A 25,557-nucleotide genomic window follows, 5' to 3' on the forward strand; every position below is an offset into this window, starting at 1 on the left:
GCAACCTTTCTTCGTACGGTCGGTGTCAGCTTCTCAGGACAGCAGCTCGCCCATCGCGTCCCGGACCGCGGCATGGAACGCCTCGTTCCGCGCGAGGGCATGGGCGCGGCCGAGCCTGCCGCGGGCCGCCCGGTCCTTCGCCGGCAGAGCGGCGGCCTCCTTCACGGCCACGGCGACGTCCTCGGGGTCGACGCGCTTGCAGCGCACCCGCCCCGACATCTCCTCGTCGGCCGCCGGAAGGAGCCAGCCGAACTCCGGCCGTACGTGGGCGTTCATCGGGTCGGCGTCGGTGGTGACCACCTGGGCGCCGCACAGCAGCCCCTCCACGATGCCGTGCCCCCAGCCCTCCGCCCGGGAGGGAAGCAGGTGGATCGCGTAGGTGTTCAGCAGGTTCGCCACCTCCCCGCGGTCGACGTGCCCCAGGTGCTCGGCGTTCTGCGGCAGTGTCAGGCCGAGGAAGGACAGATCCCAGTCCGCGGTGATCGCCAGCGGCGGCAGCTCGGCGCCGTGCCGGTGCCACGCCTCCACCACGGCCGCGGTGTTCTTCGCCGTGGAGCGCCCGGCCATGTGCAGCACGGTGTGCTTGCGGCGCTTCTTGGGCCGGGAGCGGTCGGGGGTGGCGAAGCCGGTCAGCACCAGGTGCCGCACGGGCAGCTCGGCGGCGATCCGGTGCATCGTCTGCGACTTCGCCCACACGTGGTCGAACCGGTCGATCAGCTTGATCTCGTCGTCGTCCAGACAGTCCGGGTTCGGCACGAACACGGTGCGCCGAGCGAAGGACAGCAGGGCCTCGCTGGGGGTCTCCAGGAAGATGGCCGCGTCGCACTCACGCATCCCGGCGTCGCGGAAGTCGGCCCACACCACGTCGTGGCCGAGCCTCTTCAGGGCCTCGGTCATCACCTTCAGGTCGACGCTCAGCCCGGAGTCGTTGTCCTTGGAGACGAGGTTCACGCGCGCCATGGTCAGCCCTTCACTTCCTGGATCATGACGTCCCGGCCGCCCCACGACGCCTCGCGCCGGTCGATCCGGAACGCCACGCCGCTGTCCTTCAGGTACGGGATCAGCTTCAGGCCCTTGCGCACCCACACGTCGTCCTGGTCCACGTCGTCTGCCAGGATCAGCCCCCCGGGCCGGATCAGCTTCAGCGCGAACTCATACTCGGACATCACCAAGTCCGGGTCATTGTCGGAGTCCAGGAAGATCACGTCGAACGACGCGCCCTCGTCGACCAGGCGCGGCAACACCTCCAGGCTGGAACCGGTGACCAGCTCCACCTTCTCGGCCACGCCATGGCGTTGGAGCACCAGCCGGGCCGCGCTGACGTCCAGGTCGACGCCCACGACCCGGCCGCCGTGCTCGGCCACGTGCTCGGCGAAGAACAGTGTCGACCAGCCGTCGGCCGGGCGCGCACCTTCGGCGGTCTCCCGGATCGTCCCGACTTCCAGGACATCGAGGGCCTTCTTGCCAGAGCGTTCCCGGAGACCGGCCAGCTCGCGCTGAAGGATCACCTCAAGAGTCTTCATGGCGCCATGATCTGGCATGCGCGCGTCCCACAGGCGTACCGGCGATGCGTGTTGCGGCCGACCTGCCGCCGGCGGACAGCCGCGGTCGTACAGCAAAGCGTCCGGCCGCCCCGAGGAAGGGCGGCCGGACGCTGCACAGGCCCGGCCCACCGGCCGCAGGCGCCTTCAGTCGGGCAGGCGGCCGAACCGACCGGCGGCGGAAGTCAAGCTCTTCCCTCCCACATCGCGCATGCCGCGTTTAGGCGCTCGTACTTCTGCTGTGTGGTGTGCCCGTCCCAGGCCCATGTGTCGACCCGGCGGACGTGCTTGAACAGGTCCATGTCCTCCTGCGGGATGTGCCAGGAGAGCTGACCGGCCGGGGAGACCAGGTACACGATCCAGAAGCCCGGGTAGTCGGGCGCCTCGGTGATCACCGACGGCCAGTGGCGGGTGTACCCGGCGACGAGCCGGTTGCGCTCGCGGTAGGCCCGGTTGAGCAGGGGGTCATCTCCTGCGGCGGCGTCCTTGGGCAAGGTGCGCCAGGCCCGCGCGTCGCTGAGGTGATCGGGGCCGGGGACGTACAGGGTCTCGCCGTGGACGTCGTAGCCGACCTTCTGACCGGGCTTCAGGTGCGGGTTGCCCTCGGAGAGCCCGTTGGGGCAGCTCCCGCAGGGGTCCACCACGTGGCGGCCGTGGCGGCACCGGTCCAGGGACTGCACGATGACGGCGAGGGAGCGGGTCACCCCGTCGGGGTCGACCGTTGCGAGGTTCATGCCGCATCACCGTAGGGTGCGGCGGCCCCGGGGCGGCCGAGCGCCGCCGGGGACATCAAGCAGAGAGCGGGCAAGGGGGTGCTGCCTTCCGTGAGGCGTGATCGGCCGTGTGCCCTACCAGAATGGCACCGGCCGCCCACACTGCGGGCCGTTAAGGGCCCGTGAGCCTCCCCTTTCTGCTTCCGTGCGCCCCCCTACCTCAGCAGGGAGACGATCGTCGCGAACAGCAGCAGGCCGGGGATGAACCACCACTCCAGGCGCGCGGCCGTGGGGCCGCTCTTGGACTGCTCTGCGGTCTCGTTGCGGACCACGACCACGATGCGCTGCTCGCCCTGCGAATCGCCCTGCTGCGCACCCATGCGCGTCCCCTCCAGAAGCCCGACGTTGGAGACCAGAATGCACCCGTTCAGCGTCCCAGTCATCCCACAAACAGCACTGTCACGGACTATGCGGGACTATGCGGTAGTTGACTGTCCGCTCATCACACCAGTGTCAACCGGGCTATTCACCCGTCCCGGTCAGTGACCACCCATCAGCCGTGCCCCGATCACCTGCTACCGGGTTGCACCGGGCATGAAGACGACCGCTCGCATCCTGTGCACCGCAGCCATCGCCGTCACGGCCCTCCCGCTCGCCGCCGGAGCGGCCGCCGCCGCCAGCACGCTCCCAAGCATCGGCGCCGAAACCCCCGCCAACGCCATCGGAGACCTCACCTCCGGCACCCTCGTCGGCAAGACCGCCCAGACCGCCGGAACCCTCGACCCGGCCTCCGGCATCACCGCCCCCCTGGACAGCCTGACCGGAAGCCTGCCCCTGTCCCGCTAGACCATCCGCCAAGGGCCGCTCACAGCGCGGGCTCCGTCCCTCCGGACGGGGCCCGCGCGCCCGTTACCGCCTCCAGGATCGCCTTCCACCGGTGCGCGTACGTGTGGTTGTCCCGTACGTGCTCGAACCCCGCCCGCCGGATCGCCTCCCGCTCCTCGCCGTGAGTCAGGTAGTGCTCGATCAGCTCCCGCAGCTCGCCGAAGTCGCCGTAGGTGTAGAACTTCAGGTGACGGCCGTCGGTGAACTGCTCCTCCAGCCCCGGAATGTAGGGGTGGATCATGAAGCCGCCGCGGCCGATCGTCTCGTAGATCCGGTCTGACCAGTACCCGGCGTAGTCGAAGCCGGGGCACAGGGTGTCTCCCACCACGATCTTCGTGTTCGCGTAGAGCTGGTTCAGCGCCGCCCCGTATACCTCGGCGGTGCCGTCCACGCCGAAGTGCGTGAACCGCTCGCCGTACGTCCCCTCCAGCCAGTCCACCAGCTCGCCGCGGTAGGGCCACTGGGGCGGGTAGTTGTACCGGCCACCCACAAACACCACCTCGTGGGGGAAGCCGCCGCCGTCGACCGGCGTGCGCTCGACCATCCGGCAGTCCCCGCCGTACACACCCGCGGGCAGGTAGTGCCCCTTGACCTGCGTCTGACGGCCGAACCAGTCCACCAGGCCCGGGTCCACGCTGAAGAAGTGCTCAATGTGCCGGTAGATCAGGTCCCGGCCGACCTGCTCCGCGCGTGGCAGGGGGGCCCAGAGGTCGAGATGGTAGGAGACCGTCGGGATCTCAGCGGCGCGCAGCTCGGCAAGAACCTGCTCCATGCCCAGGGCGCCCGGCGTCCGGCCGCCCGGGGTGTGCACCCACACCAGCAGATCGGCCGCCCGGCCACGGGCAAGGATCTCCTCGGCCGACGCCTGCGTGACCTGAAGCCGCGTCACCTCGTGGCCGAGGTCTTCCAGCGAATGCGCCCAGTAGGTCTCGCTCGACCAGTGCACCGCGAAGTTGCCGAGAAAGACGATGCGCACCACGCGCCCCTTCCGCTCCGGGCCGGGACCCGTGCACCCGGCCCACCGTCGACATACCATAAAACGGCAAAAGCTCACATATGGGTACGAAGGAGTCGAAATGGCTGGCTGTGGTACCTCCTGCCGGCGTCTCCGCGGCGAGAACGGCGTCAAGGTCGAACCGGACTGCTGCGGCGGATGCGTCGTCTCCATCGACCCGGCCTCCCTGCCGTCCGGCGACGGCATCACCGAGGCGAAGGCCAAGGAGATCGCCGACGCCGCGGCGAAGGCGGCCGTGGACGCCTACGCGGCCAAGGACACCAACGGCGGCATCACCGAGGCGAAGGCCAAGGAGATCGCCGACGCCGCGGCGAAGGCCGCGATCGACGAGTACGCCAAGAACAACCCTGGCGGCGGCATCACCGAGGCGAAGGCCAAGGAGATCGCCGACGCCGCGGCGAAGGCCGCGATCGACGAGTACGCCAAGAACAACCCCGGCGGCGGCGAGACCCCGGAAGGCGCGCAGGCCAAGGCCGACAAGGCACTCACCGACGCCAAGGCGTACACCGACCAGGCCAAGGCCGCGGCCGAGAAGTGCTGCGAGAAGAACACCGGCGACATCAAGACCCTGAACGACACCTACACCACGCACCTGGCGAACTGTCACACCCGCAAGACGATCACCGACGGCGTGACCCCAGAAAAGGGCTGGGAGATCGAAAAGGTCGAGCTGAACATCGTCAACGGTGTCCACAGCGCCTTCATCCGCTTCAACCGGTCCGGCGACAACATCGAGTCCAAGGGCGCCGACTTCGTAGACGAGAAGGGCATCCACAACCAGGGCAACATCGTCCCCGACCTGCTGATCGCCAAGGTCGGCGAGGAGTGGCAGCCCACAGAAACCTTCCTGGAGAACGCCTCCACCGCCTACGGCTCCGGCTCCGTCCGCATCCACGGCCCCGGCGCCCAAGCCGGGGAGGTCTACCTTGTCGACTGGACCTTCAACGCGCCGCTCCAGACCGGCCACGCACTCCGCTTCGACTGGACGTTCGTCAAGGACCCCAAGTGCGCAGCCGGAGGAGGCGACAACCCCGGACCGGGGCCGACGCCGGGCGGCGTCACCGAAGACCAGGTGAAGGACATCGTCCAGAAGGCGATCAACGACCGCATCGCGCTGTACCCGAGCGGGTACGCCGACAACTTCGACAACACCGAACTCCGCTCCCGGGACTGGATCAGCCTCGCGCCCGAGGTGGCCGTCAAGCTCAAGGTCCCGCCGAGCCGCAAGGTACTCGTCACCACCTGCATGACCTCCCGGAACACCGCGATCCGCGAGCAGACCTACCAGTCCGTAGAGATCAAGGCACCGGACGGGACCGTCGTACTGGAGCCCGGCGACTCCCGATCGGTGACGATCTCCTCGGACCAGACCGAAGAAGCCCAGTCGGCCTGCTACGCCCTCCGGGTGGACTTCACCAAGATCGCGGACGGCAAGGTCAAGGCCGGAGACGAGGTCACCTTCACGGTCCAGAACCGCAAGGCACTGGACGCCACCCAGAACGGCGGTGGTGACGGAGTGTCTACAGTGCTGGACCGCAACATCACCGTCGTGTCGATCGTCGAAGCCGACGCTTCGTAGCACGGCACCTCTCGGGGCGCCTCCGGGCCACCCGATGAACACGGGGCATAACGGGACCCGCAACGGGACCGATCAGGGGGAACTGGGTGCCAGCTCGCTGAAGGACAAGGACGGAAACACCGTCGCTCTCGACAAGACGGCGACGGCCGCCTCTATCGGCTCTCACGTCTCCGGCTCGAAGTACTCCTACACCCTCGTCTACGAATACGCGAAGCCGAACGGACTCACCGGAAAGGTGACCTCCAACGCCAAGGACATCGACGTAGACGACCCCGACTGCCCCAAACCGTGAGATCCACTCCTCGGGGAAAGTGCCGCCACTGACTTCCTCCCCCTCCTGAGCTTTAGGAGGGGGATTCCCCTATGAGGGGGTTAGGAGTCAGTGATCCGGGGCCGGTCGCAGGGCCAGGACGGCGTTGTGGCCGCCGAAGCCGAGGGAGGTGGAGACGGCCAGCCGTACGAGCTGAGGGTGCGGTCGGCCGCGGATGATGCGGATGTCTTCGCAGCCTTGGGCGGGTTTGTGGTGGTTGGCGGTGGGGGGGATGGTCTGGTGGCGGATCGCCAGGGCGGTGAGAGCTGCTTCGATCGCTCCGGCCGCGCCCATGGTGTGGCCGAGGGCGCCCTTGTTGGAGGTGACGGTGAAGTCGGAGGTCAGGGTACGGGCGAGCATGGCGGCTTCGGTGGCGTCCCCCAGCGGGGTGGAGGTGCCGTGGGCGTTGACGTGGTCGACGTCGGCTTCGGTGGCGCCTGCGGTGCGCAGGGCCTCGCGTAGGGCGTATTCGGACCCGACTCCGCCGGGCTGTGGCGCGGTGGGGTGGTGGGCGTCGGCGCATTCTCCGTAGCCGTCGATGACGGCGGTGATGGGCGCGCCGCGGGCTCGGGCGTCGGTGAGGCGTTCGAGGATGAGGATGGCGGCGCCTTCGGCGAGGACGAATCCGTCGTGGTCGGCGTCGAAGGGGCGGGAGGCGCCGTCCGGGTCGTGGTTGCGGGTGGATAGGGCGCCCAGTTGACCGAAGCCTGCGGCGCACAGGGGGGTGACCATGGCGTCGGTTCCTCCGGCGATGGCGATGTCGCAGTCCTGCTGGGCGAGGAGTCGGGCGGCGTGGCCGATCGCGGTTGAGCCGGAGGCGCAGGCGGATGACACGGTCATGACGGGGCCTTGCGCGCCGATCGCCATGGAGAGGTGGCCTGCGGCCATGTTGGGCAGGAAGGCGGGCAGCGCGGAGGGCGGGACGTGGTGGGCGCCCTTGGTGTTCAGGACGTGGTGGGAGTGCTCGACGGTGGAGATGCCGGCGGCTGCGGTGCCGAGGACGATCGCGACCCGGCGCGCGTTCCAGCGCTGCGGGTCGAGCTGGGCGTGGGTGAGGGCTTCGCGGGCGGCGATGATGGCGTAGCGGGCACTGGGGTCGGTGCGGCGTACGAGCAGAGCGCCGAGGGCGGCCTTGAAGTCGTGGGGTGGCAGGCGGCAGGAGATAGTCGTCTTCAGGCGCTTCAGGAGGGGGTCTGAGGTGGCGTAGGAGCGGCCGGTGAGGATGCCTGCCCAGGTATCGGCGGTGGTCAACCCCGCGGGGGTGACCATGCCGATTCCGGTGATGGCGATGTTGAGGGCCAAGGTGGTCAGTCCTTCTGCCGTACGAGCGCGGTGACCTTCTCCGCGATCAGGGTGAGGGGGATCTTGTCGGAGTCGCTGTCGCCGAGGGGGACGTCGTAGTACTCGCCGAGGGCCACGTTGAACTCGACGACGGCGAGGGAGTCGAGGTCGAGGTCGGCGAGGGTGGCCGTGGGTTCGATGGCGGCGCGCTCGACCTCGAAGGATTCGGCGAGCAGGTGGATGATGTGGTTGATGACGTCGTCGTTGCTCATCTCATCGACTCCTTGTGGGCTGGTCAGGCGGGCTTGCGGGTGGCGGGAACCGGGTGCCGGCGGGCGAGTTCGTGGCGGTGGTAGTGGGCGAAGAACTGGTTGAGCAGGTCGTCGTCCATCGGGTACTGGGTGCGCGCGGGTTGCAGGAGCGCGGCGTGGGCGTGGTCGCGGCGGAAGCGGTGCTCGTGGTTGAGGTAGTCGGCGTAGAACTCGCGGAAGAGTTCGGCAAGGTGCAGGTCGGCCGGGTGAAGGAGAGCCGGATCGTCCACGAGTTCCCAGGCGGCGATGCCCAGTTGCGTGAAGATGGCCCGCAGGGTGGCCCCGACAGTGGGCGGGGTCGGGTTGCTCAGGTGGAAGACGCGGTGCGGCGTGCTGGCGTGAGCGATCTCCACCAGCTCGCGGGCGACATGATCGACGGGCACGAGGTTGAGGGGCAGATCACCGCGGGCCAGAAGCCGGATGGGGTGACGGCCGCCGTCCAGGCGGTGGCGCAGGCTCTGGTGGAGGGCGATGCGCCGCATCAGCCCGTAGACGCCGGTGTAGGGGCCGCCGCAGGCGTAGGTGGCGTGGTGGCCGATGATCGCGGTGGGCCGGTAGATGCGGGTGGGCAGCGGCGCGTTCCACACGATCCGCTCCGCGGCGATCTTGCTGGCCTCGTAGAACTCGCGCGGGACCGCATCGGTGATGGGCTGCTCGGGTATCTCCCCGGTTCGGCTGCCAGCGACGTAGGCGGTGGAGACGTAATGGAGGGCTTCGGCCTTCATCTGTGTGGCCAGGTCGACGATGCGGCGGGTCCCGGCGGTGTTGGTGGCGAACAGTCGGCGCCGATTAGCGTGGCCGAAGCCGATCAGCGCGCCCACGTGCCAGAACCAGGTGGGGTAGGGGCTGGCCACCTGGATGGAGTCGAGGCCGAGTCCGGGCAGAGTGAGGTCGGCGCTGACGGCCTTGGCCTTGCGCAGGGCCCGCTGGGTGGTGAGGGCATCCGTGCGGTACGCCTTGGCCGCTTCGCTCAGCGCGGCCGTCAGGCGCTTTTGAGGGTCGCTGTCGGCCGGCCGTACCAGGCAGATCAGGTCGTCGGCGCTGGTGCGGGCGGCGAGCTGGAGGACGAGGGCGGCGCCGAGCAGGCCGGTGGCGCCGGTGATCACGTGGGTTCGTTTCATGGAAGTGGCCTCGTGGGGTGGGCGGGGCGGAAGGCCAGGGCGGCGTTGTGGCCGCCGAAGCCCAGGGAGGTGGTGATGGCCAGCTTGATGTGCTGTTTGCGCGGCTGGCCGGTGACGAAGTGCCGGTGCCGTGGGCGTTGACGTGGTCGACGTCGCCGGGTGCGGCGTCGGCCTGGTCGGGGACGCGGCAGGCGAAGTCCACGGGCAGGCCGGACAGCAGGGAAACGTACGCCGCCATGGGGACGGCGGTGCACACGCGCTCCCAGGTGGCCTTGACGCCGATCCCGGCCGGGGTGACCAGGCCGAGACCGGTGACGAGGATCGGTGTGGCGGCCATGGTCAGCTCACGAACGGAGAGGGCGGCTTGGGGATACCGGCCAGGCCGCCTTCGGAGATGGTCAGTCCGCCGTCCAGGGCCATGGCGTGGCCGGTCATGAAGCTGCTGGCTGGGCTGGCGAGGTAGAGGGCGGCGTACGCGCATTCCTGGGGGGTGGCCCACCGGCCGAGGGGCACGTGGGCCATGAGCCAGTCGCTGATGGCGGAGACGTTCTTGACCGCGGCGGTCATGTCGGTTGCGACCCAGCCGGGGCACAGGGCGTTGACGCGGATGCCGGTGCGGGCCCATCCGACGGCCAGGGACCGGGTCAGGGCGAGTTGCGCGGCCTTGGTGGCGGCGTAGGCGTCCATGCCGGGGCATCCGGACACGGCCGCGGCGGAGGACATGATGACCAAGCTGGCGTTGTCGGAGCGCTCCAGGTGCGGATGGGCGGCGCGGGCGAGGGCGGCCGTGGCGTTGAGGTTGACCGACACCACGTGTTCGAAGTCCCGCTGCCGGGTCTTGTGCAGGGGGGCGAGGATGGGGTTTCCGTCGTCGTCCTGCGGCAGGGTGCCGGCGTTGTGGACGATGATGTCGAGGCCGCCGAGGGCGGCGGCGGCTTCGTTGACGGTCTGTTCGGCCGCCCCTCGATCGGCGAGGTCGGCCCCGATCAGGACCCGCTTGGGGTTGTGGCCGTTCAACAGGTCGCTGGTGGGCTTGAGGGCCTGGGTGGTGCGGGCGGACAGGGCCAACTCTGCTCCGGCTTCGGCGAAGGTGGCGGCGATGGCTTGTCCGATGCCGCGGGACGCACCGGTGATCAGCGCGCGTAGACCATCGAGGCGGAAAGGGGCGGGCAGGTCGGTCACAGGCATGGGGAGGTCTCCTTGAAAGTCCATCCGGTGAGGCGTTCGGCGTAGTCGGGGTAGGTGATGGGAGCCGCGGTCCGGGCCGCGGGCACGGTGAAGGAAGCGATGAGGACGGGCAAGTGGGCGGCGACCGCGTTGAGGGCGCCGATGTGCCTCTCGGGCAACACCTTGGCCTCGCTGGAGGGGATGAGGCGGTGCGCGAGCAGGAAGCCCAGGTGACGGGTGAGATACGTGGTCTCGGCCAGGTGAGCGACAGCCTGTACCGCTGCGGCAAGGTCCGTATCGAGCGGGAGGGAAGCCTGTACGGCCTGATCGACCGCGGCCAGCATCAGGCAGTCCGCGCGGGCTTCGGCCAGCTCGACCAGCGCAGGCAGGTGCGGGTTGTAGACGGCGAAGGCCGCGGGCTTCTCGGAGCTGATATTCCTGGCCCCCACTGCACGTCGGACGGCACGGCGCAGGAGGTGTTCGCGGGCTCGGGCCCGGCCGAGGGTGCCAGTGCCGTCGGGGAAGCTGTCGGAGGCCAGGAGGTCTTTCCCGGCTTCCAGGAGGATGGACACCTTGTCGCCGGTGGCCGCTTCCACCACCTGGGCCATGCCCTCGTAGGCGGTGAGCTGGTTGGTGGCCAGCGTGCCGTGCGCACCCAGGCGTGGGCGCAGGCGGGCGACGGCGGCTTCGGCAAGGTCGCGGGCGCGGGCCTTGAGCAGGGCCAGGTCGCGGTGCGCGGCGACCCAGGGTGCCCAGGTGACGGCCGCCGGGACGGCACTGTCATGTGGTTGGGCGTGCAGGGTGCGGGCGCGGCGGGCGAGCAGGCCCGCGGTGATCGTGTCCAGCACGCTGGCGGCCAGGGCGTGCTGCTGGAGGGAGTAGTCGGCGACGGTGGCCCCGGGGTGGGGCATGCCCTGGGTGGGGCGGTGGGCCATGGCGTGGTGGGTGATGGTGCAGGCGGCGCGGGCGGCGGCGGCGAGCGCTTCCGTGGTGCCGGCGGCGATCGTCAGGGCTGACCGCCAGGAGCGCACCAGGCGGGCTCCGGGATCGTGGGCGTCATGGAAGCTGCCGTCGCGGTCAATGCGCGCTCCCCCGGCCAGCCATGCCCCGTAGGGGATGGTGTGCTGCTCGAAGCGGACGGTGGCGTAGTCCAGCGGCAGAAGGGTGACGTCGCCGACGGTCCGGATGTGCAGGGTCGGCGGGGTGTGGTGCTCTTCGCGGACGCGGATCGCGAAAGGGTAGACGCCGCGGGGCTGGCCGTCCACGATGAGCTGGGCGTAGACCACGGCGGCGCTGGCCTGCCCCGGCAGCGCGACGTTACCCATGATCTTGACGTGGTCCGGGTGCGGGGTGTGGAGGGTGAACGTCCGCTCGGCCTGGTTGTAGCGGGCCTCGGTGCCCGGGTTGATGTGGCTGCACCCGTGCCCGAGTTCGGTCGTCAGCACCGCGCCGTGGCGGCGGCCGGAGTCGATCTCGCCGATCAGCTCCTGGAGGTAGTCGCTCGGCTCCCCCAGGTCGAGCATCGGGCCCATGCACGCGATGGCCGTGGTCAACAGGGCGATATACAGGGGCGGGTCGACCTGCGCCGCCCAGCCCATCGCGGTCAGCAGCGTGGGCGCATCCGCGTTGAGCGCGCTCGGGCCGCCCAGCTCCTGAAGGAGCAGCCGCAGGCGAGCGTAGGTGCGGTGGTGATGGTCGACGGCGCCGGTGTGCGGCTGGAAGACGTCCTTGGCCAGCAGGGCGTCCAGACGCTCCAGCGTGCTGTCCGATGTGGTCCCCGCAACGGCGGCCAGGTCGCGCTCTGCCGTCATGCCGACTCCCCCGGGATGCCGCTGGCGTCTGCCAGCGTGGCGAGGGCCTGGGAGTGCTCAACGGCGAAGATGCAGGTCCGGTCGAAGGCGTGCAGGCGCAGCCCCAGGCGCGAGCAGACGCGGCCGTTTTGCGTGACGGTGACCGTCGAGCGCAGCGGGATGCGCTCCTTTTGGGGCTCTCCGTCGATCTCCAGGGTGCCGGTGAGGGTGGCGGGCAGCGGGAAGACGAACCGGCGGAAGTCGAAGTCGCAGGCGTGCATGACCGCGTACCGGGGCGGCTGGCCGGGCAGGGGCTCGGTGAGCTGGGCCGCGGCCCAGGTGACGATCTGGGTGGCGGCCTCGATCAGCAGCAGGCCGGGAACGTGCTGCTGATCGGCCGAGTGGTCGCGCAGCATCTCCGTGTCGTTGGGCACCACGAGCTGCGCACGGAAGGCGTTTCCGTCCACCGCGGCGTCGCCGATGACGACATTGTCCACGCAGTGCTTGAGGACGTGCCGTCGGGGCACCGCAAGGGGCGGCTCGCCCTCGAAGGTGACGTCGATCTCCTTGCCCAGGATCATGCGCAGGTCATGCCACGAGACGGGGTCGATGCCGAGGCCGGGGCGCACGATCAGGGGGACGGGCGGCTGCTCGGTGCGCAGGCGCGTCAGGAGCTGGTCTTGTGTGACGAACTGCGGGTGGACGGTCGCCCGGTGGAAGGACTCTCCGATGAGCCAGAGGGATTGCGGGTCGCTCGGCATAGGGGTGGTGGCCTTTCAGTGGGTGCGGACGGCGGAAGAGGAGCCCCAGGTCAAAAGGGCGTGACCCCAGGTGAAGCCAGCGCCGAAGCTGGCGATGAGGATGCGGTCCCCGCACGAGAAGCGGCCCTCACTCGCGTACTTGGACAGGGCGTAGGGGATGCAGGCCGCGCCGATGTTGCCGATGTCCTCGCCCACGACGACCAGCCGTCTCGGCTCGATGCCGAACTCTCCGGCCACCTGCCGCAGCAGAAGCGGGTTGGGCTGGGCACCTTGGGCCAGGTCGGATGCCGCCTCGTGTGGTGCGGCGATGCGGCGGGACTTCACGCCGGTGCGGCTGTGAATCCACTCGGCACTGACTCCGGCATCGCGGGAAACCTGCTCGTTGCTGCGCCGTTCGGCGGGCAGGTACGAGCCGCACCCGAGCACGCCGATAGGAGCCTTGTGCTCCACGTTTCCTCCCTTGAGGAGCCCTGTGAGCAGGGGTTTTCAGAGCATGCAGACGGCGGAAGAGGTGTTCCAGGTCAGGAGGGTGCTGCCCCAGGTGAAGCCGGCGCCGAAGCCTGCGATGAGGACGAGATCGCCCTGCGCAAAGCGGCCCTGGCTGGCGCCCTGGGTCAGGGCATAGGGGATGCAAGCGGCGCCGATGTTGCCGACGTCCTCGCCGATGACGACCAGGCGCGTCGCGGGGATGCCGACCTTCTCGGCGACCTGCCGCAGCAGCAGAGGGTTGGGCTGGTGCGTGACAAAGTGGTCGACGTCGCCCATGGTGATGCGGTGCTGCTTGAGCGCGTCGTCGATGATTCCGGGAAGGTTGTTGACGACGAAGTCCCGGACGATCCGGCCCTTCATGTGGATGGTGTGGTCACCGTCGGGCTGGCGGGACCCTCCGCCGGGGATGCCGACGACGTCGGCGAGCCCACCGTCAGAGCCCAGCGTGAACGGGCCGAAGCCGTAGGGGGCGGGCACCGGGCCCAGGATCGTTGCTGCTGCCCCGTCCCCGAACAGAGACGCGGTCGCGCGGTCGGCCGGGTTGATGAACTTGGAGTACGCCTCCACGCCGATCACCGCGGCGTAGCCGATGCTGGGGTCTTGGCGTAGCCAGTCGTGGGCGACACGGGCAGCGAACAGCCAGCCGGAGCAGGCGGCGGCGACGTCCAGCGCGACCGCGCGGGTGGCTTTGATGGCGTGCTGGACCCGGCACGCGGTGGAGGGTCCCAGGTCATCCGGGGTGGAGGTGGCCAAGATGATCAACCCGAGTTGGTCGGCTTCGATCTCGGCGGCGGCGAGTGCGGAGCGCAGCGCGCCCAACGCGAGATCGGAGGCGGCCTCGTCCTCGGCGGCGGCCCAGCGGGACTTCACGCCGGTGTGGCTGTGAATCCACTCGGCGCTGACTCCGGCTTGGCGGGCGACCTGCTCGTTGCTGCGTCGTTCAGCCGGTAAGTACGAGCCGCACCCGAGCACGCCGATAGGAGCCTTGCGCTCCATGTCGCCTCCCCTTATCGAGGGCCCCCGCGCAGCGGCGTGCGGGACCCTCTCCCCGCATCACGCAACGCCGCGCAGTGGCCCTGGAATTGTCGATTCCGTGTGGTGCGGCGATACGCCGCATCAGAAGGCCGTATGAAGCACGGCCGGGCAGCCACTAAGGCAAGCGGTTGCGACCACGAACGGGGAAGACGCTTTTCATGATCCAAGTGTGAACACGTTGAAAACTGCCGTTCTGGCTTCGTCCGGCACTGCTTGCGGTATACACCTGGAGGGGACACCGGCAACCTGGGCCCCAGGGGAGGGGACTCATCATGGGCCGGGCAGGACGCAACGAGCGCTTAGCAGCCCTCCTGGCCGAGGCGCAGTGGAACTCCGCAGAGCTGGCACGCGCGATCGTCGCCTTGGGGAGAGCGCAAGGGCTCACGATCTCCTACGACCGCACCGCCCCGGCGCACTGGCTCACCGGCACCCGCCCGCGGCCCCCCACCCCGCAGCTCGCGGCCGAGGCGTTCACCAAACGCCTCAAACGCCTCGTCACGGTCTCGGACACAGGGCTCGCGAACGAGCAACCCCTGACCGCGCAGCTTCTCTCCGCCAGCCCTCCAGAGGCGAACCCCCTGGAAACGGTGAAAGAACTGGTCACCCTGTGCCGCACCGCACTCGACCCCACCCAGGGGCCTGTCCTAGCCCGCCGCCCGTACGCCGGACCGCTTCCCCGCGCAGCCTCGTGGACGGCACCTGCCTCGCCGCCCCCAACCCCCACCAGCCACGCTGGTTCCCTGGTCCTGGGCGACCTCACCCACACCCTGTCGAGCCTGTGGACCCGCAACGGCGGAGGCCAGACACAGCCCCTGGTACTCAGCTTCCTCGCTCACGCCATCCGGCCCGAATACCTCGGCGAGCAACCCGACCTGCTGGCCGGATACGCACAGTTCGCCCACCTGGCCGCCGTCACGTGCATCGACTGCGGACAGCACGGCATGGCCCAGCGTTTCTTCCACACCGCGCTGCACCTCAGCCGCCACTCCGGCCGCCGCGATCTGGGCGCTGTCACCCTGCGCACCATGTCCGCCCACGCCCTGCGTCTCAACTACACCGAACAGGCCGCCGAGCTGGCACAGCAGGCTGTAGACCTCGACGCCCGCCAGACCTCCGGCGCTCTCCGTTCCTTCGTCCTCGCCCAGCGGGCCGTGGTCTTGGCCGCCGGCGGGCAATCAGCCGAAGCCGTCCGGGACGTGAAGCTGATGCTCCACGCCTGGGACGACGACAGCAGCAGCAAACCACGACCAGGACCGTTCACCACCTACCCCCGCTCGGGCCTGGACTTCCAGCGCTCCCAGGTGTGGCGCTTCCTCGGCGAGAAGGACCGTGCTGAACAGGCGCTCCACGACGCTCTCCGGATGCGGGCCCCGGTGCAGCGGCGCCCCTTCGCGCTCCTGCACGCGTCCCTGGCGGAACTGGCCTGCGAGAAGGGCCGCATCGACGTGGCGTGCCGCCACTGGGCTACGTTTCTCGACTACTACCCGTACGTCTGGTCAGCGGCCCTGGAACAGGCTCTGAACAGGATGCATTCGAGCCTGGCTCCATACGCTGAGCATGATCGAGCATCCCGGCTTCTGACGAGAGCAGCGTCTCTTGGTGACGCCGCACGAGAGCAACGACGAGTGGATCTTCCATGACCCTTTGTACCAAGATGCACACATAAGTCCAACTAGCTAAAAAGATCACGTAATGCGGGCAGGTCCGACCGCACGCCCAAGGCGGACCTTGGCGACCCCGCTCGGGCTGACCGCCTGGACCACCACGGCAATCTGCCTGCACATAACGATCACAGCGCTGAGCCCGGAATGCCCACCCCACCGCATTACGCCGATCAGAGTGTTCTCATCCTGTCAACCAGGCACCCTGAAGAACCCGACGTACTACTAGTATGTCGGGCCATCCCGTCCGGCTAGGGTGCAACTCATGCTCATCGCCAACGTCAGCCCACGAACGGCTGGCAAGACGACCGACTCGGGTCTCGTGGCACACGCTCTGCTCGCAGCCAAAACCCCTTACGAGGTCGAAGGCTACGACGCGGACCACTCCGCCCAGTTCTGGGACTGGGCGCAGAAGGCGAAGTTCCCCTTCACCGTGCACCGCCAGCCGCTCGCCCGCTTCTACCGCACCCTGGAAAAGCCGACCGGCCCCCGGTACGTCGGCATCGTCGACTGCGGCCACACCGAGAACCACCCCGACATCGCAGACGCCGTCCTCCGCGTCGCCGACCTCGTGATTGTCCACATGGGACCCACGAACGCCGACTACGAACGCATCGTCGACCCACCCGACGCCACCCCCCTCTACGAGATCATCGAACGCAGCGCCGGAAGCCGCCCCGACGGCAAGCACCCCAAGACCTGGGTCCTGCTCAACCGCTGCGCCACCAATGCCCGCTCCATCAATCACTACCGCAAGGAGATGACCGAGGAAGGCTACAAGGTCTTCACCACCACCATCCCCAGAAGCGAAGTGCTGGCCCAAGCCGTCGGCTTCCCCGTGAGCGCCGCCGCCATCAGGCCGTTCGCCCCGCTGGTGACCGAGATGGAGGAGAAGGGACTCCTGCCGAAGTGAGCAGCCACATCAAGAACATGGAAGAGGCCGCCCGCCGACGCCGCGAAGCCCGACAGGGACGGCGAGGGGGCAGCAGCGACGGAGAAGGCCAGCCCGCCACCGGCGCAGAAGTCGAGCTGAGGCCCGGCGAGCTGCCCACCGGTCCACCCCCGAAGGCCAGGCCGCAACCCTTCACCCCCGACCTCATCCCCGAACCCGTGGCGGTCGAGGCCACCGGCGACCTAAGCCCGGACGAGGCCGAAGACCTCCGCCAGTGCGAACGGGCCTTCGCCAACGCCGACGAGGCCGAGTGGATGCGCGGCAAGGCCGCCCACGCCGTACGCGACCGCCGCCTGTACCGGCCCCGGACCTGGCCCGACTACTGCGAAGAAGTCCTCGGCGAGAGCGAATCCGAGGTCAACCGCATGATCCAGGAATGGCCCATCGGCGCCATGATCACCCAAATTTGGGTGACCCCGCGACCCACCCCCGCCTCCCACCGGCGCGCCCTGCTCCCCCTCGTCGACCTCTACGGCCTGGAGGCCACCGCCCGCGGCTACGTCCTGCTACGCACCTGGGCCGCCGAGAACAACGAGCGCGTGACCGCCACCGTCCTCACCGCGATGGTCGACCAGCGCCAGCTCGCCGGCGCGAAGCCGCAGGACGAACCACTCCCCGTCACCCAGTTCCTGGAACGGAAGAAGACCAAGGCCCTGGAGAGAGGACGGTCGGTCCCCCCGCAACCAGCCGCCCCGAAGCAGGAAGGCCCCCCACTCCCGCCCTCCACGCCCGCTCCAGAGCGGCAGGAGACACCCTCCGGAACGCCGCAACGTGAGACGGAACACCCCCCGGCCCCGGACGACTCCACACCGCACGCCGACACGAGCACCGAGGAGCCATCCGAGATCATCGACGCGGAGATCGTGGACGACAGCCTGGCCACAGGCGTCCGCCAGGCCATGCAGGACGCACGTGAAGGCATCGAGGGGAAGCTACGCGGAGCGGACCCCGACCTGCTGAAGACCATCATCTCCCTGGGCGAAGAGATCACCAGCGCTGCTCGCGAAGAGCTGACACAGCGCGGGGAGAGCGCCCGGCCATGACCGCCCCACCATCCAAGGAGCCGCACGATGTACCTCGTCATGGCCGTATGCGACGGTCCGACCGGAGTTGACACGCCGAACACCTGGGAGTGTTCCGCCGCGTTACAACGCACCACCCCCGAAAACGCCAAGTTGCCGGAAGCCGCCCACGCACTTGCCGAGGATGCACGCAAAGCTGGCTGGAAGACCGACAACATCAAGAGTAAAACGGTCCTCTTGTGCCCCGACTGCTACAGGGAGTGGCTGGACATGCGGCACTACCGGGGTCCGTCAACTTGACGGTCGGCGTTCTGAGGAGTAGCGCGAGTTTGCGCCGCCCATCGCTCTCCTTGCCGCGCCCCCATACCGCCCTCGGTCTGGCACGGCAGCGGACGACCTCTCCACGATGGCGGCATGCGCCTCGATGTTCACGCCCGCCGGACGGGAAAGCTGTCAAGACGATCGCGGTATCATCCACAGCCTAGGAAGCCCCCGGCGGCTCCGGCCGCCGAACCACCCCCGGGAAGGGTCCCTGCCGTGAACCGAAACCTGCGCAATGCCACCCCGGCCGTCTATGCGGCGCTCATCCTCTTAGGCTTTCTCATCAACACCACCGCCGGAATCGCCGTGGTCATCATCGGCGGCGTACTCATGAGCGCACTGTATACAGCCACCAGGGGCGGCCGTACCGCGGACGCCATGCCGCGCTCGCCCCGTCGGCAGCGCAACCGCCGCTAAGGCGGCACGGCCGAGAGCAGGACCAGCCGCCAGCCCGGATCGGGCGGGCGGCATGCTGCCCTGATCGCCACCTCATCGTGCGGAGGGCTGTCCTGCGGCGCAGCTCTCGCTCCCTCCCGCAAGAAGGTGCGCTGGCGAGATTTCGGGATCAGTGCGCGGGGCGGAGAACTACGGGTTGCTGTGCGCCACCGCCGTCTCCTCCATCGTCGCTGGTCGGCGACGAGCTTAGAGTGCCGCTCTTGCCAGGGCGGTCGTAGTCCCGGGCCTGCAACATCATCATCCCACCATCTAGCCGCGAGGTGTTCACACCGACGATGTTGCCGAGGTGCCCGTCCTCGATCGCTACTATCGGTAGATCGCCGACGGCAGCGTTCCCCTCGATAAGCTCTTGCAGCGCCCGTACGAGCTGAGTTGCCGTTAAGTCCTGCATATTGTTCAACTTCCTTTCCAAGGGAGCTAGCTGGCGCTCGATCAGTCCACGCTTCGCTTCCAGGCCGCCAGGACGCATTTCATGCCCCACCATGCCACGTGTCCCGGAGCAGCGGATACTGGCGTCCAGTCAGTCGCCAACCTCTTGAAGAACGCCTCATCGGCCACAACAAGCGGGTTCAACTCCCCAGCGAAGAACAGCAGTTCTCCCTCAAAGGCGTCGAGCGCCCTGGAAGCCATGTCTGACTCGCGCGGAGGCCAGGACAGCAGCAACGCCCGGTCCGGGTGCTCGCGAGCCGCCTCCGGCCCACCGTCGGCGATGTCCGCGTACGGGCCGCCAGTGCAGTACCCGTTGCCCTCACCGGGCGGATGGATGTCGTAGGCCGCCACGTTCGCCCCGGCCTGCTCCAGCATCCACGTCCAGTACCCGGTGCCCGCGCCGATCTCCACCACATCCCGACCGGCCAGCAAATCGACCATCCACGTCAGATCTGACGGCGAAGGAATCGCCCACGCGAACCGCTGCTGCAACGCGCCCATCTCCAGCCCACGCTGCACCAACGCCATCAACGTCTCCGCGTCACCAGGCATGAACGCGGGCTTCGGCGACCACCGACCCAGCCAATCGTCCGCCGGCATCCACCGCACAATCTCCCACAACGGGTTCTCACCATCCGACTCCTGGTCGAACTCCGTCTCCGCCAACGGCCTGTCGCGGCCTGCTGCCGACCCGAGGCAGCGCCACGCCGCCTGGAGCGCGGCAACGTCATCAGCTACCGACTCGTTCATGCTAAATCCACCAGTCGTCACCTAGGTGAAATTCTGTTACCAACGGATGCCTCTCAAGACATGCATGGATATCTTTGTCAAAGAGCATGCTGTACCGCCTCTCTGTTAAGAAGATTTTCTTGCTCTCTGTTTCATCTACAAGAAATTGGTTATCGATGCGTGTGATCGTAAAGCCGAATCCGCGAATATCTTCAGTCGTGAAGCTAATATCTTCGCCGAGCCCAGGAAGCGGCGAATTGGCTGGCCATGTCATTGTGAATTGAAAAGACTTTTGGTCGATGGTTTTTGAGCCCAAGACGCGTACGATGATCTGTGTCACTTTCTCTCCTCTTCTAACCATGGTCCCAGTGTGTGGCTTTCTTGCTTGGTCACAGCCGAGCCCGATCAGCGCGAAATTCTCTTCGCTGATGCGGCGTCCTGACGGTCCCGAAGGACACAGTCGCCAACCGGGTCCGAAGCTAGGCAACCAGGTGCTGCTCCTCGTGCCCGGACATCAACCGGGTCTCATGAGTCAGGGACAGTTGACCGTCCCATGGCTCTGACATTGCTCACCCCCAGGCGCGCGACAGGATGCGCGCCCGGACACGCCGCTCCACATCATCAGACGTGACCTCTTGCGTGGCTCTGCGTCGGCCATAGGTCGGCCTTCACTCGCTTCCGGCTGCGGGTGGTTCCTCGACCGAGATCACGTGGACCGGGTTCACGATGATGGTCCGGCCGTCGACCGCCGGAAACGCGAACAGTTCCCCCGGGTGCCTCATAGAGAAACTCAAACCGCCTGCCACGACATGGATACCATTCGCTTGTCCCTCTTCTTTCAAGAACGCGGCATACGCGTCAAGGTCGACTTCAACGGCGTGCGTTTCATTTCCGGAGCCGTATCGGATGATCACGGTGCTCATATGCGCCTCTCTGTGGAATCGCTTAGGCTGACTGCGCTTTCCCTGTCCGTCTTCGGGATGTTCCAGGGCAGGTTACGGAAGGGTGGATTCTCTGGTGCTGGGGTTTTCGTGTACCTCTTGGATTCCGAGGATCTTCGCTGGCGGCAGGTCACGGTAGAGCTGGAACACCCGGTCGTTGGGCCATAGTCCTTCCTTGGTGCGGCAGCCTGAGCACAGACCGCCGCGGACGAGACCCGTGTGGTGGTCATGATCGATCAGGAGCTGGGTGCGCCGGGAGCAGACAGCGCAGCGGTCTTGCTGCCAGGCGAGCATGGAGAGCGTAGCGCTCCATGCGTTGGGGATGTCCGGCGCCGGTTCGGTGGGGACGGGCCAGTAGTGGCAGGCGGGGTGAGGGGGGATTTCTTCGCCGCGGTGGTGGGCATCGAGCAGGGCTTTGCTGCGGTCGTTGTGGTGTGTGGTGGTGGCCCAGGTGGTGATGCGCTGCTCCTCTTCGTCCATCCGGGCCAGGGCTGCGCGGGTCGCTTCGGGCATGTCCGTGAGGTCGAGCGGATTCTTCGTGAGTTTGACGTCGGCCATGGGGTGGCCCGTCATGGGGTCCTGGATGCGGTCGTAGCACTCGTCTGGGGTGCGGCTTTTGGGTCCCCATCGGCCGTGGCGGCGTGTGGACTCCTGGGGGGCGCCGGCGCGGCGGGAGGCGGTGTATCCGGATGCGCGCCAGCCGTGGGAGGTGACTTTGCGGCCGAAGCCGTCGAAGGCGCAGCCCGCGGCGGCGGTGAGGCGTTGGGTGATCTCGTTGATGGACTTGGTGGTGATCTGGGGGCGGATGTGCCCCCACTGGTCGATGGAGCGCAGGACGCGGCCGGTGAGGATGCCGTGTTCGGCGTAGGCGGCGCGGAGCGCTGTCCAGGCGGCGACGGGGCAGATGTCGTCGCTGCGGGGTTTCAGGTAGACGGTGTCTCCCTTGGCGTTGGGGTCGGTCTTGGAGACACGGATGTTGACGTGGAGGACGCCTGCTTCGTCGATGCCGAGGTCGGCGATGTTCAGGGCTGCCATCTCGGCGGATCGCAGCCAGCCGAAGAAGCCGAGCAGGCACATGAAGCGGTCGCGTAGCCCGGTCAGCGTGCCGGACGGGACGAGGCTGAGGATGTCGTGAACCTGATCGGGGGTGACGATCGCGGACCGGCGGATGGTCCGGCCTTCGTCGGCGAGGCGCCGGGAGTGGGCGATGAGGAGCTTACGGGCGAGCTTGGTGTCGGGGTGCCCCTCGTAGCCGGCGAGAGTGTGCAGGGCGCGGATGGAGTAGAGGGCTTGTTCGAGGGAGTTGAGGGCGTAGGTCTGGCCGGTGCGGGTGGTGGTCTGGCTGAGGGTGCGGGTCCACTCGGCGAGGGTCTGGGGGGTCATGGGGAGGGTGGTGCGTTCGTTGGCGCGGCACCAGTCGTCGGCGAGGGTCCACCAGTTGCGGTAGGCACGCTGGGTGTTCTTCGGGACCGATTTGATCAGTTCGGTCTTTGTGGCCTCGGTGAGGTGATGGTCCGCATCGGTCCATTTGGACTGGCCGTCTCTTCTGTACGCTTCGGCTGCTTCGGCTGGTGTGGCCGTGACGGGCGGAAGCGACAGATCGTTTTGTCCGAACATGTTCCTGAATGCAACTCCTATGGTTTTTAGGCGGGTTCATCACGTGCGATACGTGGGCGCTTATTGGAACTGAGCCTCGCCTCACTTCTGATATGTGGGATCTTATGTTGCCTCTGGCCTCCGGCGCCAGATCGCGGAGTTGTGTCCGAGATGGCCAATCCGTACGATGCAGCCATGAAGAACCTTGTGGACGAAATGAGCTTGACCGACATCAAAAACGCGTTCGGCGATGTGGTCTCCAAGGCCCTCTTGGGTCAACCGACCGTAGGGCTCAACAGGGGCAAGAGGGCCATTGCGGTCGTCCCGGTCGAAGTGCTCGACAAGTATCTGGTGGACGAGCAGCGCGAGTTGCGCGAAATGATCCGCGAGCGCGAGGACGAGGAGACCGTGCCGCTCGCGCCGGAGCTGGACGAGGTCACCGGCAAGCTCTCCGCGACCGCGACCGCCGCCGACGCATGACGGCGACCCTGACGGCGAGCACCGCGCTCGTCCCGACCGGCGACCGCGCGCCGGTGGAGAACGCTGTCGTCGGCGGCATCGCCGACGGGTTCGGACCGGAGACGTTCCTGTGGGTGGAGTTCCACCGGCCGGACGGCGGCATGCGCATCAAGTACGTGTGGACCGACGGCGGGCAGCAGCTCGGCGACCGCATCGACAGCCTCGCCATGACGGCCGGGATGGACACGGCGGACTGGCTCCACGTGGCCGACCGGCACGAGATGGTGAGCAGCCGCGGGCGCCTGAAGATCAAGGCTTACCCGCTGCGGCCGGTGCTCGCCGACGTCCAGGGCGGCGTGCGGGCGCCGGAGGAGCTGCGCGAGAGCGTGCGGCGCTTGCTGAGGGTGGCCGGTGAGATCACCGGGCAGGTTCCGCGTACGCTCACGCCGCGCTGGATGGGCTTCGGCCCGGTGCTGGCCAACTCGTAGGCGGGTCTGCCGACCAGAGAAAGAGAGGAAGAGCCCAACCATGACGACCACCGCAGCGGCGACGGCAGATCTGCCGACAAGTCCTGAAAAACCGCTTCTACTCCTTGACGTAGACGGGCCGTTGAATCCCTACGCGGCGCCCGCGCACCGGCGGCCGGAGGGCTACACCACGCACCGGATGCGGCCCCCGGGCTGGGAGGACCGCTGGCAGAAGCCGTTACGGGTGTGGCTGAAGCCGGACCACGGCCCGGCGCTGCTGGCGCTGCCGTACCGGCTGGTGTGGTGCAGCACCTGGCAGACCCACGCCAACACGTTCATCGCGCCCGTCCTGGGCCTGCCCGAGCTGGAGCACGTGCCCTTCCCGTCCTCTCCGTCCCGGCCGAACGCGCGGCTGTACTGGAAAACGTCGTACGTGGTCGATTGGGCGGCTGGTCGTCCGTTCGTCTGGGTCGACGACGAGACGACGAAGTACGACCAGGAATACGTGGACGACCACCACGAAGGGTTCGGCCGCATCGTGCACGTGAAGCCCAACTTCGGCCTGCGGGACGACGACTTTGCCCTGATCAACGCGTGGGCCCGGGATGCCGTGGCCACCTCGGAAGGAGAGCCACGATGACGACCGCGACGCAGGAGGAACCCCCGCAGGAAGCCGCGGAAAAGCCGGTGCAGGAGGTGCGGTCGGTTCCGCCAGCGAAGATCCGGAAGTCGGCGGCGGCCGAGCTGCACGGCCTGGCGAGCGACGTGCGCACGATCCGTTCCCTGGTTCTCGGCCTGGTGAGCGTGACCCGGGACCCGCGGGGCGTGGGCATCCCGCTCGGCCCGTGCGAGGTCGTCTACTACCACAAGCTGAACGTCGCCAACCGTGTCGTCCTTTACACCCTCACCGAGGACGACGGCGTGGTGATCGAGGGGTTCAGGCGGGTAACGGCTCTGTGAGCAACACTGCGAGGACGCCGACGTACGAGGTCCGCGCGAAGGTCGTCCGGTCGGACGTGGACCTGGACATCAGCGGGCGTGTGGACAACCACTTCGCTCCCTTGCTTCTCGCCCTGCTGGGCGAGGAGTTCGTCAACCAGTCCGAGATCACCCTTACTCTCACCCCCATCCAGGAGGACCCCGATGGGCAGTAGGCCGCAGGCTGAGCCGGAGACGAAGCAGGAGGAGTGCCCGCGGTGTGAGGGCCCGTTGCGGGGGTTCCCCGAGGACATCGGGGCCTCCAGCCGGGTAACCACCCCGGAGCGGGACGTCCGGATTTGCGGGCAGTGCGGTACGGACGAGGCCGTGCGGGATGCGGCCGGGTTCGGGCCGGTGCCGCTGGACGAGTGGCCGGTGCGCAGGCTGCTGACGTGGACGGCGGCGGCTGCGTGAGGGACGTAGTTCTGCGGGACGCCGCGCAGGAGGACTGCGCGGCGCTGGCCGCGGTCCTCCAAAGGGCGCACGCGCCGGGTTCGGCGCTGTGGCGGGAGTGGAGCGACCCGGAGAAGCTGAAGATCCTGCTGTTCGCGGTCGCCTCCCCCAAGGGCCGGGCGACGCGGTTCAGGCTGCGGGTGGCTCAGGTCGGAGAGGAAGTCGCCGGCGCGATGATGAGCCGGTGGGCGTACGACCGGCTGGGCCCGACGGAGGCGATCTTCGGAGACATCGGGCTCATCGACACCCTGGCCGTGCTGCCTGCCTTCCGCAGGCACGGCGTGGGCCGGGCGCTGGTGAAGGACGCGGAGGCCGAGTTGCGGCGCGCGGGCGTACGGGTGGCGTACGCGGAGTCGACGCCTGGTGCGGTGCCGTTCTACGAGGCATTGCGGTACCGGGCGGAGCCGGAGGAGGTGAGGGCCATCACCTTCTTCCCTCGTCAGGGGCCGAAGCTCTACACCCACTGCATCGGGGACCTGTCGGAGGCGCGGCTGGTGTGGAAGTCGCTGACGGGCGGGATGGTGCGGTCGTCGGTGTACGAGCATCCGGACGGGAAGGGTCCGGGGGTAGCTCTCACCGGGCTGATTCCGGGTGATGCGCGGCGTACGGTGCCGTGGCCGGAGGCTGGAGTCCTGGGAGGCGCGACGGCAGCGGAACGAGGCGAAGGGCATCAACGGGGACGGGCAGGGACCGGATGACCGCGCCGTACTACCAGGACGAGCCCTCCGGCCGCCTGAGTCGGGGGGCCGATCCTCGTGTTCGCCGCCGGACTCGCCGCCTGGCTGATCATCAAAACCGTCGTCCCGGTCGTGAACCTTCCCGGCGAGAGGTGATCTACAGGCCCGGCCTGTGCCGTTGATCCCACACCCGGCGAGGCCATTCTGTCCCCGTCGGTGAACCTTGAAGCCTCCCGCACTGCGCAGCGTGCGGGAGGCTTCGGCGTTTCGTGGCAGGTCAATAAGACGGTTGGAGGAGTGCGCGAAGCTCTTCCAAAGAGCTGCGGCCCCTCAGGTGTTGGCGCACCTAGGGGCCGCGTAAGCGGGTTACTCCTGACGTACGGCCTCGTCCGCATCACAAGCTAGGGCGGGGCCATAC

General features: G+C 68.2%; 33 protein-coding genes. 15 read left to right on the forward strand and 18 right to left on the reverse strand.

Features of this window, described 5'->3' with window-relative positions:
* Positions 1-33: 33 nt before the first annotated feature.
* The 4 genes from STRVI_RS45980 to STRVI_RS45995 form a co-directional block, all read right to left on the reverse strand.
* Positions 34-960, reverse strand: coding sequence for a glycosyltransferase (locus STRVI_RS45980; protein ID WP_014043928.1), 927 nt, complete (start codon positions 958-960; stop codon positions 34-36).
* A gap of 2 nt (positions 961-962) precedes the next feature.
* On the reverse strand, positions 963-1,523 hold the full coding sequence (locus STRVI_RS45985; RefSeq protein ID WP_167543334.1) for an O-methyltransferase: 561 nt from the start codon (positions 1,521-1,523) through the stop codon (positions 963-965).
* A 203-nt stretch (positions 1,524-1,726) separates the two neighbouring features.
* The gene (locus tag STRVI_RS46995) at positions 1,727-2,275 is read right to left on the reverse strand and encodes a hypothetical protein (RefSeq protein WP_014043930.1); all 549 of its coding nucleotides are present in this window, start codon (positions 2,273-2,275) and stop codon (positions 1,727-1,729) included.
* Between the two features lie 194 nt (positions 2,276-2,469).
* Positions 2,470-2,697, reverse strand: coding sequence for a hypothetical protein (locus tag STRVI_RS45995; RefSeq protein WP_014043931.1), 228 nt, complete (start codon positions 2,695-2,697; stop codon positions 2,470-2,472).
* 151 nt (positions 2,698-2,848) lie between these two features.
* Between STRVI_RS45995 and STRVI_RS46000 the strand changes: the two genes are divergently transcribed.
* On the forward strand, positions 2,849-3,100 hold the full coding sequence (locus tag STRVI_RS46000; RefSeq protein ID WP_014043932.1) for a hypothetical protein: 252 nt from the start codon (positions 2,849-2,851) through the stop codon (positions 3,098-3,100).
* Positions 3,101-3,119: 19 nt separating this feature from the next.
* Here the strand turns inward: STRVI_RS46000 and STRVI_RS46005 are convergent, their stop codons facing one another.
* Positions 3,120-4,115 (reverse strand): glycosyltransferase, encoded by a 996-nt coding sequence (locus STRVI_RS46005; protein WP_167543335.1) that lies wholly within the window; start codon positions 4,113-4,115, stop codon positions 3,120-3,122.
* Between the two features lie 100 nt (positions 4,116-4,215).
* Between STRVI_RS46005 and STRVI_RS53385 the strand changes: the two genes are divergently transcribed.
* Positions 4,216-5,733 carry a hypothetical protein gene (locus STRVI_RS53385; RefSeq protein ID WP_014043934.1) on the forward strand — a complete coding sequence of 506 codons (1,518 nt, stop codon included), beginning with the start codon at positions 4,216-4,218 and terminating at the stop codon, positions 5,731-5,733.
* A 34-nt stretch (positions 5,734-5,767) separates the two neighbouring features.
* On the forward strand, positions 5,768-6,025 hold the full coding sequence (locus STRVI_RS46015) for a hypothetical protein (RefSeq protein ID WP_014043935.1): 258 nt from the start codon (positions 5,768-5,770) through the stop codon (positions 6,023-6,025).
* An 87-nt stretch (positions 6,026-6,112) separates the two neighbouring features.
* On the opposite strand, the gene STRVI_RS46020 is transcribed toward STRVI_RS46015, so the two are convergent.
* From STRVI_RS46020 to STRVI_RS46055, 8 genes are all read right to left on the reverse strand, one after another.
* Entirely contained in the window at positions 6,113-7,345 is a 1,233-nt protein-coding gene (locus STRVI_RS46020; protein WP_014043936.1) for a beta-ketoacyl-[acyl-carrier-protein] synthase family protein, read from the reverse strand.
* A gap of 5 nt (positions 7,346-7,350) precedes the next feature.
* Complete coding sequence (locus STRVI_RS46025; RefSeq protein ID WP_014043937.1) at positions 7,351-7,596, reverse strand: acyl carrier protein; 246 nt, start codon at positions 7,594-7,596, stop codon at positions 7,351-7,353.
* Between the two features lie 23 nt (positions 7,597-7,619).
* On the reverse strand, positions 7,620-8,756 hold the full coding sequence (locus STRVI_RS46030) for an SDR family oxidoreductase (protein ID WP_106686074.1): 1,137 nt from the start codon (positions 8,754-8,756) through the stop codon (positions 7,620-7,622).
* A 339-nt stretch (positions 8,757-9,095) separates the two neighbouring features.
* Complete coding sequence (locus STRVI_RS46035; RefSeq protein WP_014043939.1) at positions 9,096-9,944, reverse strand: SDR family NAD(P)-dependent oxidoreductase; 849 nt, start codon at positions 9,942-9,944, stop codon at positions 9,096-9,098.
* Positions 9,935-11,734: a hypothetical protein gene (locus STRVI_RS46040; protein WP_014043940.1), complete on the reverse strand. Its 1,800-nt coding sequence runs from the start codon at positions 11,732-11,734 to the stop codon at positions 9,935-9,937. The genes STRVI_RS46035 and STRVI_RS46040 overlap by 10 nt, the downstream gene beginning before the upstream one ends.
* Positions 11,731-12,474, reverse strand: a complete 744-nt coding sequence (locus STRVI_RS46045) for an AfsA-related hotdog domain-containing protein (protein ID WP_014043941.1) — start codon at positions 12,472-12,474, stop codon at positions 11,731-11,733. Before STRVI_RS46045 ends, STRVI_RS46040 begins: the two co-directional genes overlap by 4 nt.
* A 15-nt stretch (positions 12,475-12,489) precedes the next feature.
* Positions 12,490-12,924, reverse strand: a complete 435-nt coding sequence (locus STRVI_RS46050) for a 3-oxoacyl-[acyl-carrier-protein] synthase III C-terminal domain-containing protein (protein WP_014043942.1) — start codon at positions 12,922-12,924, stop codon at positions 12,490-12,492.
* A 36-nt stretch (positions 12,925-12,960) separates the two neighbouring features.
* Positions 12,961-13,959 (reverse strand): 3-oxoacyl-ACP synthase III family protein, encoded by a 999-nt coding sequence (locus STRVI_RS46055; protein ID WP_014043943.1) that lies wholly within the window; start codon positions 13,957-13,959, stop codon positions 12,961-12,963.
* A gap of 311 nt (positions 13,960-14,270) precedes the next feature.
* Between STRVI_RS46055 and STRVI_RS46060 the strand changes: the two genes are divergently transcribed.
* The 5 genes from STRVI_RS46060 to STRVI_RS51665 all read left to right on the forward strand — a co-directional run bounded on the left by STRVI_RS46060 (position 14,271) and on the right by STRVI_RS51665 (position 18,371).
* On the forward strand, positions 14,271-15,638 hold the full coding sequence (locus STRVI_RS46060; RefSeq protein ID WP_014043944.1) for a hypothetical protein: 1,368 nt from the start codon (positions 14,271-14,273) through the stop codon (positions 15,636-15,638).
* A 286-nt stretch (positions 15,639-15,924) separates the two neighbouring features.
* The gene (locus STRVI_RS46065) at positions 15,925-16,572 is read left to right on the forward strand and encodes a ParA family protein (protein WP_014043945.1); all 648 of its coding nucleotides are present in this window, start codon (positions 15,925-15,927) and stop codon (positions 16,570-16,572) included.
* Positions 16,569-17,654, forward strand: coding sequence for a hypothetical protein (locus STRVI_RS47000; RefSeq protein WP_014043946.1), 1,086 nt, complete (start codon positions 16,569-16,571; stop codon positions 17,652-17,654). The genes STRVI_RS46065 and STRVI_RS47000 overlap by 4 nt, the downstream gene beginning before the upstream one ends.
* Before the next feature lie 27 nt (positions 17,655-17,681).
* Positions 17,682-17,933, forward strand: a complete 252-nt coding sequence (locus STRVI_RS52415) for a hypothetical protein (RefSeq protein ID WP_014043947.1) — start codon at positions 17,682-17,684, stop codon at positions 17,931-17,933.
* Between the two features lie 237 nt (positions 17,934-18,170).
* On the forward strand, positions 18,171-18,371 hold the full coding sequence (locus STRVI_RS51665; RefSeq protein WP_043242623.1) for a hypothetical protein: 201 nt from the start codon (positions 18,171-18,173) through the stop codon (positions 18,369-18,371).
* A gap of 148 nt (positions 18,372-18,519) precedes the next feature.
* Here the strand turns inward: STRVI_RS51665 and STRVI_RS46080 are convergent, their stop codons facing one another.
* From STRVI_RS46080 to STRVI_RS53915, 5 genes are all read right to left on the reverse strand, one after another.
* Entirely contained in the window at positions 18,520-18,801 is a 282-nt protein-coding gene (locus STRVI_RS46080) for a hypothetical protein (protein WP_043242625.1), read from the reverse strand.
* Positions 18,802-18,842: 41 nt separating this feature from the next.
* Positions 18,843-19,589 carry a hypothetical protein gene (locus STRVI_RS46085; RefSeq protein ID WP_014043949.1) on the reverse strand — a complete coding sequence of 249 codons (747 nt, stop codon included), beginning with the start codon at positions 19,587-19,589 and terminating at the stop codon, positions 18,843-18,845.
* 1 nt (position 19,590) lies between these two features.
* Complete coding sequence (locus STRVI_RS52420; RefSeq protein WP_150112999.1) at positions 19,591-19,908, reverse strand: hypothetical protein; 318 nt, start codon at positions 19,906-19,908, stop codon at positions 19,591-19,593.
* Positions 19,909-20,236: 328 nt separating this feature from the next.
* A complete protein-coding gene (locus STRVI_RS52425; RefSeq protein WP_014043950.1) occupies positions 20,237-20,491 on the reverse strand; it encodes a hypothetical protein in 255 nt (84 codons plus the stop codon).
* A gap of 72 nt (positions 20,492-20,563) precedes the next feature.
* Positions 20,564-22,126 carry an endonuclease domain-containing protein gene (locus tag STRVI_RS53915; protein ID WP_014043951.1) on the reverse strand — a complete coding sequence of 521 codons (1,563 nt, stop codon included), beginning with the start codon at positions 22,124-22,126 and terminating at the stop codon, positions 20,564-20,566.
* A gap of 174 nt (positions 22,127-22,300) precedes the next feature.
* Between STRVI_RS53915 and STRVI_RS46095 the strand changes: the two genes are divergently transcribed.
* The 7 genes from STRVI_RS46095 to STRVI_RS46125 are packed head-to-tail and all read left to right on the forward strand — an operon-like array spanning position 22,301 to position 25,160.
* Positions 22,301-22,585, forward strand: a complete 285-nt coding sequence (locus STRVI_RS46095) for a prevent-host-death family protein (RefSeq protein WP_150113000.1) — start codon at positions 22,301-22,303, stop codon at positions 22,583-22,585.
* Complete coding sequence (locus STRVI_RS46100) at positions 22,582-23,052, forward strand: hypothetical protein (protein ID WP_014043953.1); 471 nt, start codon at positions 22,582-22,584, stop codon at positions 23,050-23,052. Before STRVI_RS46095 ends, STRVI_RS46100 begins: the two co-directional genes overlap by 4 nt.
* Positions 23,053-23,092: 40 nt before the next feature.
* Entirely contained in the window at positions 23,093-23,671 is a 579-nt protein-coding gene (locus STRVI_RS46105) for an HAD domain-containing protein (RefSeq protein ID WP_014043954.1), read from the forward strand.
* Positions 23,668-23,991, forward strand: coding sequence for a hypothetical protein (locus tag STRVI_RS46110; protein ID WP_014043955.1), 324 nt, complete (start codon positions 23,668-23,670; stop codon positions 23,989-23,991). The genes STRVI_RS46105 and STRVI_RS46110 overlap by 4 nt, the downstream gene beginning before the upstream one ends.
* Positions 23,988-24,185 carry a hypothetical protein gene (locus STRVI_RS46115; protein ID WP_014043956.1) on the forward strand — a complete coding sequence of 66 codons (198 nt, stop codon included), beginning with the start codon at positions 23,988-23,990 and terminating at the stop codon, positions 24,183-24,185. Before STRVI_RS46110 ends, STRVI_RS46115 begins: the two co-directional genes overlap by 4 nt.
* A complete protein-coding gene (locus tag STRVI_RS46120) occupies positions 24,175-24,423 on the forward strand; it encodes a hypothetical protein (protein ID WP_014043957.1) in 249 nt (82 codons plus the stop codon). Before STRVI_RS46115 ends, STRVI_RS46120 begins: the two co-directional genes overlap by 11 nt.
* Positions 24,420-25,160 (forward strand): GNAT family N-acetyltransferase, encoded by a 741-nt coding sequence (locus STRVI_RS46125; protein WP_150113001.1) that lies wholly within the window; start codon positions 24,420-24,422, stop codon positions 25,158-25,160. The genes STRVI_RS46120 and STRVI_RS46125 overlap by 4 nt, the downstream gene beginning before the upstream one ends.
* Positions 25,161-25,557 lie beyond the last annotated feature (397 nt).

The sequence above is a fragment of the Streptomyces violaceusniger Tu 4113 genome, assembly GCF_000147815.2.
GTDB classification, from domain to species: Bacteria; Actinomycetota; Actinomycetes; order Streptomycetales; family Streptomycetaceae; genus Streptomyces; species Streptomyces violaceusniger_A.

Excerpts from the sequence above, each read along its gene's own strand:
- STRVI_RS45980 (WP_014043928.1), bottom strand. The coding sequence starts at position 960 with ATGGCGCGCGTGAACCTCGTCTCCAAGGACAACGACTCCGGGCTGAGC.
- STRVI_RS45985 (WP_167543334.1), bottom strand. The coding sequence starts at position 1,523 with ATGAAGACTCTTGAGGTGATCCTTCAGCGCGAGCTGGCCGGTCTCCGG.
- STRVI_RS46995 (WP_014043930.1), bottom strand. The coding sequence starts at position 2,275 with ATGAACCTCGCAACGGTCGACCCCGACGGGGTGACCCGCTCCCTCGCC.
- STRVI_RS45995 (WP_014043931.1), bottom strand. The coding sequence starts at position 2,697 with ATGACTGGGACGCTGAACGGGTGCATTCTGGTCTCCAACGTCGGGCTT.
- STRVI_RS46000 (WP_014043932.1), top strand. The coding sequence starts at position 2,849 with ATGAAGACGACCGCTCGCATCCTGTGCACCGCAGCCATCGCCGTCACG.
- STRVI_RS53385 (WP_014043934.1), top strand. The coding sequence starts at position 4,216 with ATGGCTGGCTGTGGTACCTCCTGCCGGCGTCTCCGCGGCGAGAACGGC.
- STRVI_RS46015 (WP_014043935.1), top strand. The coding sequence starts at position 5,768 with ATGAACACGGGGCATAACGGGACCCGCAACGGGACCGATCAGGGGGAA.
- STRVI_RS46025 (WP_014043937.1), bottom strand. The coding sequence starts at position 7,596 with ATGAGCAACGACGACGTCATCAACCACATCATCCACCTGCTCGCCGAA.
- STRVI_RS46030 (WP_106686074.1), bottom strand. The coding sequence starts at position 8,756 with ATGAAACGAACCCACGTGATCACCGGCGCCACCGGCCTGCTCGGCGCC.
- STRVI_RS46035 (WP_014043939.1), bottom strand. The coding sequence starts at position 9,944 with ATGCCTGTGACCGACCTGCCCGCCCCTTTCCGCCTCGATGGTCTACGC.
- STRVI_RS46040 (WP_014043940.1), bottom strand. The coding sequence starts at position 11,734 with ATGACGGCAGAGCGCGACCTGGCCGCCGTTGCGGGGACCACATCGGAC.
- STRVI_RS46045 (WP_014043941.1), bottom strand. The coding sequence starts at position 12,474 with ATGCCGAGCGACCCGCAATCCCTCTGGCTCATCGGAGAGTCCTTCCAC.
- STRVI_RS46055 (WP_014043943.1), bottom strand. The coding sequence starts at position 13,959 with ATGGAGCGCAAGGCTCCTATCGGCGTGCTCGGGTGCGGCTCGTACTTA.
- STRVI_RS46060 (WP_014043944.1), top strand. The coding sequence starts at position 14,271 with ATGGGCCGGGCAGGACGCAACGAGCGCTTAGCAGCCCTCCTGGCCGAG.
- STRVI_RS46065 (WP_014043945.1), top strand. The coding sequence starts at position 15,925 with ATGCTCATCGCCAACGTCAGCCCACGAACGGCTGGCAAGACGACCGAC.
- STRVI_RS52415 (WP_014043947.1), top strand. The coding sequence starts at position 17,682 with ATGTACCTCGTCATGGCCGTATGCGACGGTCCGACCGGAGTTGACACG.
- STRVI_RS46080 (WP_043242625.1), bottom strand. The coding sequence starts at position 18,801 with ATGCAGGACTTAACGGCAACTCAGCTCGTACGGGCGCTGCAAGAGCTT.
- STRVI_RS46085 (WP_014043949.1), bottom strand. The coding sequence starts at position 19,589 with ATGAACGAGTCGGTAGCTGATGACGTTGCCGCGCTCCAGGCGGCGTGG.
- STRVI_RS52425 (WP_014043950.1), bottom strand. The coding sequence starts at position 20,491 with ATGAGCACCGTGATCATCCGATACGGCTCCGGAAATGAAACGCACGCC.
- STRVI_RS53915 (WP_014043951.1), bottom strand. The coding sequence starts at position 22,126 with ATGTTCGGACAAAACGATCTGTCGCTTCCGCCCGTCACGGCCACACCA.
- STRVI_RS46095 (WP_150113000.1), top strand. The coding sequence starts at position 22,301 with ATGAAGAACCTTGTGGACGAAATGAGCTTGACCGACATCAAAAACGCG.
- STRVI_RS46100 (WP_014043953.1), top strand. The coding sequence starts at position 22,582 with ATGACGGCGACCCTGACGGCGAGCACCGCGCTCGTCCCGACCGGCGAC.
- STRVI_RS46105 (WP_014043954.1), top strand. The coding sequence starts at position 23,093 with ATGACGACCACCGCAGCGGCGACGGCAGATCTGCCGACAAGTCCTGAA.
- STRVI_RS46110 (WP_014043955.1), top strand. The coding sequence starts at position 23,668 with ATGACGACCGCGACGCAGGAGGAACCCCCGCAGGAAGCCGCGGAAAAG.
- STRVI_RS46120 (WP_014043957.1), top strand. The coding sequence starts at position 24,175 with ATGGGCAGTAGGCCGCAGGCTGAGCCGGAGACGAAGCAGGAGGAGTGC.